The organism is Sphingopyxis sp. L1A2A (assembly GCF_005502465.1).
In the GTDB taxonomy this organism is placed as follows: Bacteria; Pseudomonadota; Alphaproteobacteria; order Sphingomonadales; family Sphingomonadaceae; genus Sphingopyxis.
Genome location: NZ_SCOT01000002.1, coordinates 22,786 through 34,888, shown reverse-complemented (window position 1 = coordinate 34,888; position 12,103 = coordinate 22,786). Strand labels below are relative to the sequence as shown.

Sequence of the window (12,103 nt, the reverse complement as noted above, 5' to 3'; positions counted from 1 at the left end):
TTGTGTCGCGATTTCTAGGGGGCGCAAAGTTGCGTCCAGAGATGAGTAATGACTAGCGGCTGGTGATGCGACTGTCACCGAGTTCCAAACCTGCACCTGCTCAATTCCTCTTATCCTAGCTGCTCGTAAGAAAGTAGCGAGCATAGCGGCGTTCACCGGTGCGGATCAGCGCACCTTTCTCCACAAGATCGGCAAGATCGCGGGTCGCAGTTGCAAGCGCCGCCCCGGTGATCGTCCGGTAATTCCCGGCGCTCAACCCGCCCTCGAATCCGTCCGGTCCCTCACGGAACAGGCGAAGCAACGCCATTTCCTGACGTTCGTTGATTTGCCCGCGCAAGCGATCGAGCAGCCGGGTCTTGTCGATCAGGAAGCGGATGCGGGTGATCGTTCGCGCCTGCGCCTCGATGACAATATCGGCAAACCATGTCAGCCAGGCGTCGATGTCGTTGCTCTGGCTTCCGAGCTGAAGCGCGGCGTAGTAGGCTTTGCGGTGGCGATTGATCGTTTCCGCGAGTGCCGTCAGCGTCGGAGCAGCAACGTTTTGGGCCAATGTCTTTTCCGAAATCGCGCGTCCGATCCGGCCATTTCCGTCTTCAAAGGGATGGATGCTCTCAAACCACAAGTGCGAGATCGCGGCGCGGGTGATCGCCGGAAGCGGAGCCGCTCCCGATGGCGCGCTATCGTTGAACCACACGATGAACCGGGCCATTTCCGCAGGAACGGTATCGGATGGCGGTGCCTCGAAATGCACGCGCGGCGCGTGAAGCGCGCCCGAGACGATCTGCATGGCGTCTTCATGCGTCCGGTAGTGCCCGACATCAGCAATATCGCGGCGACCGTTCATCAGCATGGCGTGCCACGCGAACAGAGTCTGGTCATCAAGCGGCGCGGCATGGTTGCGATAGACATCGGCCATGAGTTCGGCGGCACCGGCCTCGGCCGCACTGGCGCGGCGCTGATCGGCGGCAAAGCCCAGATGCCTTGCGAGTGACGACTGGACGCTCGCGCGGTCGAGAATTTCGCCCTCGATGGCAGAGCTATCCACGATCTCCTGCGAAATGAGTTCGATGGTCAGACCATCGCGCCCATCGGTGTCGAGGTGATGCAACGCCCCAATGACGACACCGGCCCCTTTCAGAAATTGCTCTTCCGACACACTGATGCGGTCCGCGTCGAAGCGGAAATCGGGCCAGTCGGGAAGTTGCCAGTTCCAGCGCATGATCGACAGGATGCCTTTCTATCAATCACGATTAGCACGATTATGATTGATAAAGCGATAGCCAATCACTCACAAGCTACGCTTCCCAGCGCCGTTTCGTAGCGATGATCGAATTTCGCGCACTTTTTAACCTCCAAAAAAGTTGCAGTAGCGCGCTCTTAAGTCACAAAAAGTTACAATGGGGTGCGAAAGGATGGCCTTCGTCAACAGCCTCCAACCAGCCGTGCGGCATGTGCTTTGAGCCTTTCACGCCGACCCAGGACGAACAACTGCTGCGCGTTCAAAGGGCACACCCTTTTGTCACAATTGAGCGGAGGCTCCCACTGCCTAATCAACGCACGTTCGTAGCCGGCCGGGTTATCGTAAATCTGCAACGCAACGCGGAGATTGTCTTCCATCCACTGGTCGAGCAAATGCTCCGAAGCATTGTCGAGTTTGAATGTCGTGGCCCCGGAAGGTTTGCGGATGAAGATTGGTCGTAGGCCCAATTCGTTAGCGAGCAATGCGGAAAGGCTGCGCCGAGGTGAATGAGCAGCAGTCTTGCCTTTGAAGTGACACCTGGCTGCCAGGCCGCGTGTGCCTTGCCCCAAGCCGACATAAACCAAGCCGCACTTGCCCGGCTGCACACCTGGGATGATCGCTCCTTCGTTCAGGAACAGCGCATAAACGCCAGCCGCATTCGGATAGGTCGTCTGCCTATTGGCGGCTCTGCGCCAATTCGAAAGATTCAAATCATTCATGCGCCCAGATATTGCAGGCGAGTCTGCGGCACTCAAGGATTGTTCGCCAAGGTGGTTTCCTCATGCCCTGCCGGCCGAAGCAAGTCCGAGTACGATTAGAGTTTTGGGTCTGTGTCGGCGATGGCCGAATCCCGTCCGGGATTCCTACGGCCAGCATGACAATGACGTTCGATTGTCATTTCGCAGGACGCGGGACGCGGCCCGTATGGGCCGCTATGCCCCGCTCGGGCATGATCCCTCCACCGTGCGGTGGCGCAAATGGATCATGCCGAGAGGGCTGGTGCGGGCGGTGGGAATCGAACCCACACTCCTTGCGGAACGGGATTTTGAATCCCGCGCGTCTACCAATTCCACCACGCCCGCGTTGCGAGGTGCCTATAGCGCCGCCGTCAAAACACGCAACAGCAAACACGGCATCTTGGCCTATGTCGTTCGCTTCGCGGTCTTCTTCCGGACGGCCTCTTTCGGGGGCTTGGCCTTACGAACATTGACGGCCGATGCGTCGATGTTGTTCTTCAAATGGCGCCCGTAAAACTTCTCGATCATTTCGACACTCGTGCGGCAGTTCTTGGCAACCTGATAAATGTCCGCCCCTTCGAGCAAGCGCAGACAGATATAGGTATGCCGCAGGCTGTAGCAGGTGCGGATGTGGCCATCGCGGTCGAACTTCAGATTCAGCTCGTCGAGAACCGTGTTCATTAATTCGCGCGGCGACTTCCCGAATATCCGGTCGGTCGGTTTGAGCTGCTTGCGCTTGCGAACGCGCTCGAAGGGCAGGATCGCACCGGGCATCGACTTGCAGAAACCGACACCGCGCTTGCCTCGCACCTCGATCTCCAAGATGCGCTCGCCGGTCGACTCGTCGTTCACGATCTTGACGTCCCGCAGCTCAAGTCGAGCGGACTCATCGGGCCGAAGTCCGGTGTTGCCCATGAACAGAACATAATCGTGGAAGGTCTCGCAAACTTCACGCCAGCGCGGCTTCGGCGGGTTCTTGGCCCGCTCGCGCGTAGCCTCATAAAGCATCTTGTATTCCTCAGGCGAAAACCACGCGCGATGCTCCACCTTGCCGGACGTCTTGTAGGGCGCTGACATATCCGGGATTGCCGCAATCCAGCCCTTACGGTTGGCGGTTTTTAAAACCTGCCGAAGCGTGACGATCTCGCCGTGCAAGGTCGCGCGTGCTGGCTTCTTCGGCTTGCCGGTTTTGGGATCGACCCTCGATGTCTGACGGTGCGCCCGATACTCCTGCACTTTGCCGGCCGTTATGTCCTCAAGCGCGGTGTCGCCAAAGAATGGTAACAGGTGCACGCGGATGTGATCTGACTTCGATGCCACATATTCCGCGTTGCGTTCGCCCAGCGTGATTACCTCGAACTCGCTGGTGAAAGCGTCTGCGGCATCCTTAAAGCTGGGGCCAGTAGGCGTTCGCCGACGCCGACCATCGGTCGGCGCGCCGGTTCCGGCGATCGGGGGCTGGACGGTGCCGTCCAGCAAGGCAACACCACCGCGTCGGCGTTGCCGATCCTCGACGCAACGCTCCATATACCAGTCGCGCGCGAAATCCTTGGCGGCAGCAAGGCTGACCTCCTTGGTCGTCTGCCGGTAGTTGCGGCTGCCAAGATAGGTCGAGCATTGCCAGTAGCGGCTGTTCTCACGCCGATAGACGTGCAGCGCCCCATCCATCAGCAGATGGCTTTCTGTCGGCATTGCGAGAACTCCAAAATGTGTAAGACATGTGTAAGTCTTTTTGGAGGTCTCGTCCTTGCTCAAACTATTGGTTTTGCGTGGTTTTTGGCTTACTTTTTTAGGCTAAACGCAATTTTGAGTGCGGCGCGTCTACCAATTTCACCACAGGGGCCCATGGACGGCAGCCAAACCGGAAACTGATTCCCGCCGGGCGACCGATGCGGACGAGCCGTTGCCACAGAAAGGTGGTTTTAGTCTAGTGGATAAGCGGCATCGTGCATAAGACGGGGGCATGACCGACAAAAGCAAGGCAGCCCCTGCCCCATCCAATACCCCCGCCGCCCGCGCCAAGCCCGCGCGCGCCAAGTCTGCGCTGGCCGCGCCGTTCGGACCCGGACGGGTCGCGATGGCGGCGGTGACGGTTATCGCGATCATCGGCGTCGCGTGGCTGGCGATCACGCTGACCCGCTTTTTCATGCTGGTGTTCGCCGCGATCGTGCTGGCGGCGATCTTTGATGCGATCGCCAGCTGGCTGGTCCGCCGTACCGGGATGCGGCGCGGGATCGCTCTCGCGCTGTCGGTCGCGGGCATCGTCGCCATCTTTGCCGGCGCCTTCATCCTGTTCGGGTCGCAGCTGGCGCGCGAGATCGACACGATCCGGCAGCAGGTGCCGCAGGCGCTGCGCGGCGTCGAAGCCTTCCTCGACCGCTACGGCCTCGGCACGCGCGTGCGCGAACTGGCCGAGGTCGGCAGCAACGACATCTCACAGATCGTCTCACAGGCCGGCGGCTATGCGCTGGCGGCGGGCAGCGGCATCGCCGATTTCGTGCTGGTGCTGGTCGCCGCGATCTTCCTCGCCAGCGATCCCGCGACCTATCGCCGCGGGCTTTTGTTGCTGATGCCCGCCCGGGCCGAAGCGACCGCACAGCTTGCGCTGGGCGACGCAGCCCGCGGGCTGAAGGGCTGGATGGTCGGCCAGGCGGTGTCATCGCTGGTCGTCGCGGCGCTGACCGGCGCCGGGCTGGCGCTGCTCGGCGTACCCGCGGCGGGCGGCCTGGGGCTGATCGCCGGGCTGCTCGACGTGATCCCGATGATCGGGCCGATCATCGCGGGGCTTCCCGCGGTGCTGCTCGCCTTTACCGTGTCGCCCGCCACCGCGCTGTGGACGCTGGTCCTGTTCCTGGTGATCCAGCAGTTGCAGGGCAATTTCCTGCAACCGATGATCCAGAAACAGGCGGTCGATGTGCCGCCCGCGGTGCTGTTGTTCGCGGTGGTCGCGGCGGGGGTGCTGTTCGGCTTCCTCGGCGTCCTGCTCGCCGCGCCGCTGACGGTCGTGGTCTATGTGCTGGTGCAGCGGGTGTATGTGAAGACGCTGCTGGGCAAGGACATCAAGATCGCGGGGGCGGATTGAACCCTCCCCTCCCTGCAAGGGAGGGGTCGGGGGTGGGTTAGCTTTGAAGGAGGCTCAATGCCTCCTTCAAAGCTTTCCACGCTGCCGTCGAATATTTTTTAGGCGCGCAGACGCGCGCACCCACCCCCCGCCCCTCCCTTGCAGGGAGGGGAGAAGCTACTTCTTCAACTCTTTCGCCAGCGTCTTCGCCGTCGCCTTGCCATAGGGGGGCTTGAACCCCGCCAGCCCGGCGACGTCGAGCTTGGGCTGGCGATAGACCGCCCGCGCGTGGCTGAAGGTGCGGAAGCCATCAACGCCGTGATAATTGCCCATCCCTGACGGCCCGACGCCACCGAACGGCAGATCCTCCATCGCATTGTGGAACAGCACGTCGTTAACCGTCACCCCGCCCGAGATCGTCCGCGTCAGCACGCGGTCCTCCTCGCTCTTGTCCTGCCCGAAATAATAAAGTCCAAGCGGGCGATCATTGGCATTCACATAATCGATTGCCTCGTCGATCGTCTTGTAGGTCTTGACCGGCAGGATCGGGCCAAAGATTTCCTCCTGCATCACCTTCATGTCGTCGGTCGGGTTGCGCACGATGTGCAGCGGCATCTTGTGGCCGTTCGCACTCGCAAAATCCTCATTGCCCGGATTGACCTCGATCACCTCGGCACCCTTGTCGCGCGCATCGGTCAGATAGGATTGCAGCCGGTCGTAATTGCGCGTGTTGACCACCGACGTATAATCATCGTTGGCGAGCAGGGTCGGGTAAAGTTCACCCGCGCTTTTGGTGACGCTGTCGATCACCGCGCCTTCCTGATCCTCGGCGACGAGCAGATAATCGGGCGCGAGGCATATCTGCCCCGCGTTCATCATCTTGCCCAGCGCGACGCGCTGCCCGACCAGATCCTTGTTCGCGCTGCGCCCGATAAAGGTCGGCGACTTGCCGCCCAGCTCCAGCGTCACCGGCACCAGATTATCCGCCGCAGCGCGCATGATATGCCGCCCAACACTCGTCGCGCCCGTGAAGATCATATGGTCGAAGGCGAGCTTCGAGAAAGCGACGCCGACGTCGGCGTCACCGGTGAACACCGCCATCTCGGTCGCGTCGAAATATTCGGGCACCAGCCGCGCCATCAGCGCCGACACATTCTCGGTGAACTCCGACGGCTTGATCATCGCGCGATTGCCCGCCGCCAGGATTCCCGCCATCGGCACGAACACCATGCCGACCGGGAAATTCCATGGGCTCACGATGCCAACGACACCCTTCGGCTGATAGACAACCTCGGCCTTGGCGCCGAGCAGCCCGAGCGGGAAAGTGGGCCTCCGCTTTTCGCCCTTCGCCCAGCTCGCCATATGTTTTTTGGCATGCTTGAGCGCGCTGACCGACGGCATGATGTCGGTCATCAGCGTCTGTTCGCGGCTGCGGTGGCCGAAATCTTCGCTGACCGCCTTGGCAAAATTTTCGGCATTGTCGACGAGCAGCGCAATCGCGCGGTCGATACGGTCGGCGCGAACGCTCAGGCTTTCGGGCATCGCCGCAGTAAAGGCGGTTTTTTGCGCCGCGAGCACCTCGGCCATGCGCTGCGTTTCGCCGGTGATATTGGTTGCGACCGTTGCCATTGCCCATCTCCCTGTTTTGCTGGCGCGTGTTTGATCATGAGCCGAGGCGGGTTGCAAGATGAAACCGGCTCCTTATGTCGGTTCAACCCCTTTCGCATTTGCAGCAAAGCCGCTAATCGGGCGACCGATCCTGTTTTCCCTTACGGAGTCTTGTCCCATGACCGCCACCGATCCCGTCGTCTTCCTGTCCTATGCCCGCACCCCGATGGGCAGCATGCAGGGCAGCCTGTCGGACGCCAGCGCGACCGATCTGGGCGCGACCGCAGTCAAGGCAGCGGTCGAGCGCGCCGGGGTTTCGGGCGACGATATCGAGCGTATCTATATGGGCTGCGTCCTTCCCGCCGGGCTGGGCCAGGCCCCCGCGCGCCAGGCTGCGATCAAGGCAGGCCTGCCCAAATCGGTGCAGGCCACCACCGTCAACAAGGTGTGCGGATCGGGTATGCAAACGGTGATCATGGGCGCCGAAGCGCTCGCCGCGGGCAGCGTCGACCTGATCGTCGCGGGGGGCATGGAATCGATGACCAACGCCCCCTATTTGCTCAAAAAGCATCGCGGCGGCGCGCGCATCGGCCACGACACCGCCTATGACCATATGTTCCTCGACGGGCTGGAAGACGCCTATGAGGCCGGCCGCGCGATGGGCACCTTTGCCCAGGATACCGCCGACGCCTATCAGCTGAGCCGTCAGGCGCAGGATGACTATACGCTGACCTCGCTGAGCCGCGCCAAGAGCGCGATCACCGACGGCGCCTTTGCCGCCGAAATCGCGCCGGTGACGATCGCCGGGCGCAAGGGCGACACCATCGTCGACACCGACGAAGCGCCGGGCAAGGCGATGCCCGACAAGATCCCGACGCTGAAGCCCGCCTTTGCCAAGGACGGCACGATCACCGCCGCGACGAGCAGCTCGATTTCGGACGGCGCCGCCGCCGTCGTGCTGACCCGCCAGTCGGTCGCCGATGCCAAGGGTGCCAAGCCCGTCGCGCGCCTCGTCGCGCACGCCGCGCACGCGCAGGAGCCCAAGGATTTCACGATTGCCCCAGTCGGCGCGATCAACAAGGTGCTGGCCAAGGCTGGCTGGACGATCGGTGACGTCGACCTGTTCGAGGTCAACGAAGCCTTTGCCTGCGTCGCGATGTTCGCGATGCACGACCTGGGTATCGCGCACGACAAGATCAACATCCACGGCGGCGCAACCGCGCTGGGCCACCCGATCGGCGCCAGCGGCACCCGCATCATCACGACGCTGATCGCCGCACTGCAACGCCACGGCAAGACGCGCGGCATCGCCAGCCTGTGCATCGGCGGCGGCGAAGCGACGGCGGTGGCGGTCGAACTGGTTTAAGGATCGTCGCCCCGCGAAGGCGGGGGTCGTTATCGACCTTGCGCCACGTCGCCAGCGGCCCCCGCCTTCGCGGGGGCGACGGTTGCTATGCAAGGTTCCCCGGCCTCGTCGCACGGCAGCATCTGCCCATCGCAACGCCGCGACAATTTGCGACACTAATGTCCTGAAAATAAACGGGCCATTCCGCCACCGTTCAAAACGACTCGCCTATCCCAGTTTTGTCATCGGGCAGATCCCCTCCCCCTGACCGATTGAAAGGAATGGCACATGAAGACCAAATTTCTCACCGCCGGCCTGATCGCCGCGATGATGGTCCCCGCCGCTGCGCAGGCCCAGACCCGCGAGATCCGCGAAGACCGCCGCGACGTTCGCGAAGAAAAGCGCGAGCTGCGCGATGCTCAGCGCTATGGTGACCGCGGCGATGTCCGCGAAGAGCGCCGCGAGCTGCGCGATGCGCGCGGCGACCTGCGCGACAGCCGTCGCGACTGGCGCCAGGACCGTCGCTATTCGAACTATCGCGCGCCGTTCCGTTACCAGCAGTTCCGCGTCGGCGCGACGCTCCGCTCGAACTATTACGCCCCGGCGTATCGTCCGAGCTATGACAGCCGCTGGGGCTTGCCGCGCGCCGGTCGCAACCTGACCTATGTGCGTCACTATAACGACCTGCTGCTGGTCAACGAGCGCAACGGCCGCGTTGTCCGGGTTTACCGCAACCATTTCAACTGGCGGCGCTAACCGATAGAGTATCAGAGGGCCGGGCGGGAAACCGTCCGGCCCTTTTCGTTGTGCGCTTTGGCGTGGAAAGCTGCCCTTCGATTTTCGTCATCCCGGGCTTGACCCGGGATCCCGCTTCTTGAGGCGACTCCGGGCGTTCCACGCAAAGCGGGACCCCGGATCAAGTCCGGGGTGACGAGAATTCTATAATCGGCACCGGTCGAAACCCTCCCTTAATCGCCCCAGATATGATCGGTCTGGATCCAGCCCTTGCGCCCCTTGACGTCGAACCGGCACCAGCCATCGCCACATTCGGTGATCCGCCCGACGACGCCGGGCTCGGCGCGATAGGCTACCGCCGCCGCCGCGTTCGCTTCTTCGCGCAGCGGGCGGATGTCACCGGTGACGATCGCGGTGCGCGTGCGGCTGAGCAGACGCGCCGCCATCCACCCCTGCGTCCCGTCGGGATCCTCTATCTTGCGCCAGGTTTCGTGGCGCGCGACAACCTTGACCGGCAAATCCTTGCGCCGATATTCCCAGATCACCGGCACGTCGGGCGACGGCCCCTTGCGCATCCGCGCCTCGTCGACGCTGATCGATGCCCAATAGGGTAGTTTCGGGTCGGATTGCGCGGCGGCCGGTCCCACGATGGCCATCAGCGCGGCGGTTGCTATTATCAAGCGGCTGGTCATCACATTGCCTTGTCAAACTCGGGTCCGATATTCAACCGCTCGCCGCGCAAAAGGCTGCGTTCATCCCCAGTCTTTTCGCGCCTGTTTCGGGTTCCTGCTCTTGACCACCGCCCATCGGCGCGCTCTATCGGCGGCCATGCCCGATTCCACCCGCCCGAAACGCCCGCGCGTCATCGTCACCCGCCAGTTGATGCCGCATGTCGAAGCGCGCATGGCCGAATTGTTCGACGTCGCGCTGTCGGCCAACGACCACGCCTTTACCAGGGACGAGCTGAAGGCCGCGGTCACAGACTGCGACGTGTTCGTGCCGACGGTGACCGACGAAATCGACGCCGACGTCATCGCCGCGGCGGGCGAGCGGCTGAAACTGATCGCCAATTTCGGCGCCGGGGTCGATCATATCGATCTGTCGGCAGCGCGCGCGCGCGGCATCATGGTGTCGAACACCCCCGGCGTCTTCACCGAGGATACCGCCGACATGACGATGGCGCTGATCCTGTCGGTGCCGCGGCGACTGGCCGAGGGCGAGAAACTGATGCGGTCGGGCCAATGGGCCGGCTGGGCGCCCAGCGCGATGCTCGGCCACCGCGTCGGCGGCAAATTGCTCGGCATCATCGGCATGGGGCGCATCGGGCTGGCGGTTGCCCGCCGCGCCCGTGCATTCGGCCTGTCGATCCATTACCACAACCGCCGCCGCCTGCCCGAGGCGATCGAGGAGGAATTGGGCGCGAGCTATCACGCCAGTGTCGACACCCTGCTGCGGATCAGCGACATCGTGACGCTGCACTGCCCGCACACCGCCGAAACGCACGAAATGGTCAATGCGGCGCGCATCGGGTCAATGAAGCCCACCGCGTACCTGATCAACACCGCGCGCGGCGAGATCGTCGACGAGGCGGCGCTGATCGCGGCGCTCCAGACGGGGCGCATCGCCGGCGCCGGGCTCGACGTTTACACCCACGAACCCGCGGTCGATCCGGCGCTGCTGGCGCTCGACAATGTCGTGCTGCTCCCGCACCTCGGCTCGGCGACGATCGAGGGCCGCGAGGCATCGGGTGAAAAAGTCATCGCCAACATTCGCGCCTGGTGCGACGGGCATCGCCCCGCCGATCAGGTGCTGGAGGGGTGGGTTTAAACAGCCCGTCACCCCAGCGAAAGCCGGGGTCTCCATCGTCCTGTCGCCACGATAGCGGTCCCAGCTTTCGCTGGGACGACATATCGGCTCAATCCCCCGTCAAAATCCGGTCGACCAGCTGCTTCACCGTCGGGGTGAAGTTGTTCGAATAGAAGGGATCGGTTTTGAAATTGAACGCGGCATGGCCCGCAAACATCAGATTTTGCTCGGGATCGCCGCCGTGCGCGATGTCCTGCAGCGTCTTTTGGATGCAAAAGCTGCGCGGGTCGGCGAGGTAGCCGGTGGTGTAATCGTCATGGTCTTTCCACGACGAAAAGCCGCAATGCGACAGGCAGCCCATGCAGTCGGTCTGGTCCTTGCGGATCACCGCCTTGTCGTCGGGGGTCACAAACACCACCGTATTGTCGGGGGTCTTCAGCGCCTCGGTATAGCCCTCGGCCGCCCAGTCGCGCGCCCTCGCCCGGTCATGCGGGGTGACCCAGAAATTCTTGCCCTTCACCCCGACGTCGAGCTGGACGATATGATCGCCCGCTTCCTGCTTCGAGTAAGGAATCTGGCGCTCCGAACGCGCTTCGAGATCGCGCAAGAACGGTGTGCGCACCGCGCTCGAGTAGAAGCCGGTCGGCGAAAAGCGGTGCAGCAGCACGTCGCCGTCGTCGAGGGTGCGGAGGCGATCCTTCCACGCCTGCGGGATCGGGCTTTCTTCGGTCAGCAGCGGGCGGGTGCCGTACTGGAACACGATCTGGCCCAGCTCGGGATTGTCGATCCAGTTTTCCCAGTCGCGCAGATACCACACGCCGCCCGCCATCACGATCGGCACCGAGTCGGCGATTCCTTCGGCGCGCATCGTTTCGCGCACTGCGGCGACGCGCGGATAGGGGTCCTGCGGGACCAGCGGGTCTTCGGCGTTCGACAGGCCGTTGTGACCGCCCGCGAGCCACGGATCCTCATAGACCACCGCGCCCAGCAGATGCGGCACCTTGTGATAGGCGCGCTTCCACAGCGCGCGAAAGGCGCGGGCCGAGCTGATGATCGGCAGGTACATCACATTGTGGCGCTCGGCGATTTCGCTGAGCTTGTAGGGCATTCCGGCGCCGCAGGTGACCCCGGCGACCATGCCCTTGGTCCTTGCAAGGACGCCCTCGAGGATCTGCTGCGCGCCGCCCATTTCCCACAGCACGTTGATGTTGATCGCGCCCTTGCCGCCCGACACTTCATAAGCGCGTTCGACCTGCGCCACCGCGCCTTCGATGCCGTATTGGATCAGCTCTTCATGGCGTTCGCGCCGGGTCAGCGCGTTGTAAACCTGCGGGACGATCTTGCCCTCGGCGTCATAGCTGTCGGCGTTGACCGCCGACACGGTGCCGATCCCGCCCGCCGCGGCCCACGCGCCGCTCGACATATGGTTGGTCGCCGACACGCCTTTGCCGCCCTCGACCAACGGCCAGACTTCACGTCCGCCGTAAAGGATGGGCTTCAATCCTTTGAACATTCTAGATCTCTTTCTCTCCACCGGCCGTTCCCGTTCCGGCCAGTCCCCGTATCACTTC

General features: G+C 63.0%; 10 protein-coding genes and 1 tRNA gene. 4 read left to right on the top strand and 7 right to left on the bottom strand.

The window, feature by feature from the left end; translation table 11 throughout:
• Nucleotides 1–115: 115 nt before the first annotated feature.
• From FFS68_RS01735 to FFS68_RS01720, 4 genes are all read right to left on the bottom strand, one after another.
• On the bottom strand, nt 116–1,219 hold the full coding sequence (locus FFS68_RS01735) for a Fic family protein (protein WP_137751587.1): 1,104 nt from the start codon (nt 1,217–1,219) through the stop codon (nt 116–118).
• Nucleotides 1,220–1,422: 203 nt separating this feature from the next.
• A complete protein-coding gene (locus FFS68_RS01730) occupies nt 1,423–1,959 on the bottom strand; it encodes a GIY-YIG nuclease family protein (RefSeq protein WP_137751586.1) in 537 nt (178 codons plus the stop codon).
• Between the two features lie 278 nt (nt 1,960–2,237).
• A tRNA-Leu gene (locus FFS68_RS01725) sits at nt 2,238–2,322 on the bottom strand.
• 60 nt (nt 2,323–2,382) lie between these two features.
• The gene (locus FFS68_RS01720; protein ID WP_137751585.1) at nt 2,383–3,669 is read right to left on the bottom strand and encodes a site-specific integrase; all 1,287 of its coding nucleotides are present in this window, start codon (nt 3,667–3,669) and stop codon (nt 2,383–2,385) included.
• 271 nt (nt 3,670–3,940) lie between these two features.
• On the opposite strand from FFS68_RS01720, the gene FFS68_RS01715 reads away from it, so the two are divergent.
• Complete coding sequence (locus FFS68_RS01715) at nt 3,941–5,059, top strand: AI-2E family transporter (protein WP_137751584.1); 1,119 nt, start codon at nt 3,941–3,943, stop codon at nt 5,057–5,059.
• Nucleotides 5,060–5,215: 156 nt separating this feature from the next.
• Here FFS68_RS01715 and FFS68_RS01710 read toward each other — a convergent pair whose 3' ends face one another.
• The gene (locus FFS68_RS01710) at nt 5,216–6,667 is read right to left on the bottom strand and encodes a coniferyl aldehyde dehydrogenase (protein WP_137751583.1); all 1,452 of its coding nucleotides are present in this window, start codon (nt 6,665–6,667) and stop codon (nt 5,216–5,218) included.
• 157 nt (nt 6,668–6,824) lie between these two features.
• Between FFS68_RS01710 and FFS68_RS01705 the strand changes: the two genes are divergently transcribed.
• Nucleotides 6,825–8,012, top strand: a complete 1,188-nt coding sequence (locus FFS68_RS01705; RefSeq protein ID WP_137751582.1) for an acetyl-CoA C-acyltransferase — start codon at nt 6,825–6,827, stop codon at nt 8,010–8,012.
• Nucleotides 8,013–8,279: 267 nt separating this feature from the next.
• The gene (locus FFS68_RS01700; RefSeq protein WP_137751581.1) at nt 8,280–8,747 is read left to right on the top strand and encodes an RcnB family protein; all 468 of its coding nucleotides are present in this window, start codon (nt 8,280–8,282) and stop codon (nt 8,745–8,747) included.
• Nucleotides 8,748–8,959: 212 nt separating this feature from the next.
• Here the strand turns inward: FFS68_RS01700 and FFS68_RS01695 are convergent, their stop codons facing one another.
• Entirely contained in the window at nt 8,960–9,418 is a 459-nt protein-coding gene (locus FFS68_RS01695; RefSeq protein ID WP_137751580.1) for an SH3 domain-containing protein, read from the bottom strand.
• 136 nt (nt 9,419–9,554) lie between these two features.
• Here FFS68_RS01695 and FFS68_RS01690 point away from each other — a divergent pair, with 136 nt between their 5' ends.
• Nucleotides 9,555–10,553: a D-glycerate dehydrogenase gene (locus FFS68_RS01690; RefSeq protein ID WP_137751579.1), complete on the top strand. Its 999-nt coding sequence runs from the start codon at nt 9,555–9,557 to the stop codon at nt 10,551–10,553.
• 88 nt (nt 10,554–10,641) lie between these two features.
• On the opposite strand, the gene FFS68_RS01685 is transcribed toward FFS68_RS01690, so the two are convergent.
• Entirely contained in the window at nt 10,642–12,045 is a 1,404-nt protein-coding gene (locus FFS68_RS01685) for a nitronate monooxygenase (RefSeq protein ID WP_137751578.1), read from the bottom strand.
• Nucleotides 12,046–12,103: the final 58 nt, after the last annotated feature.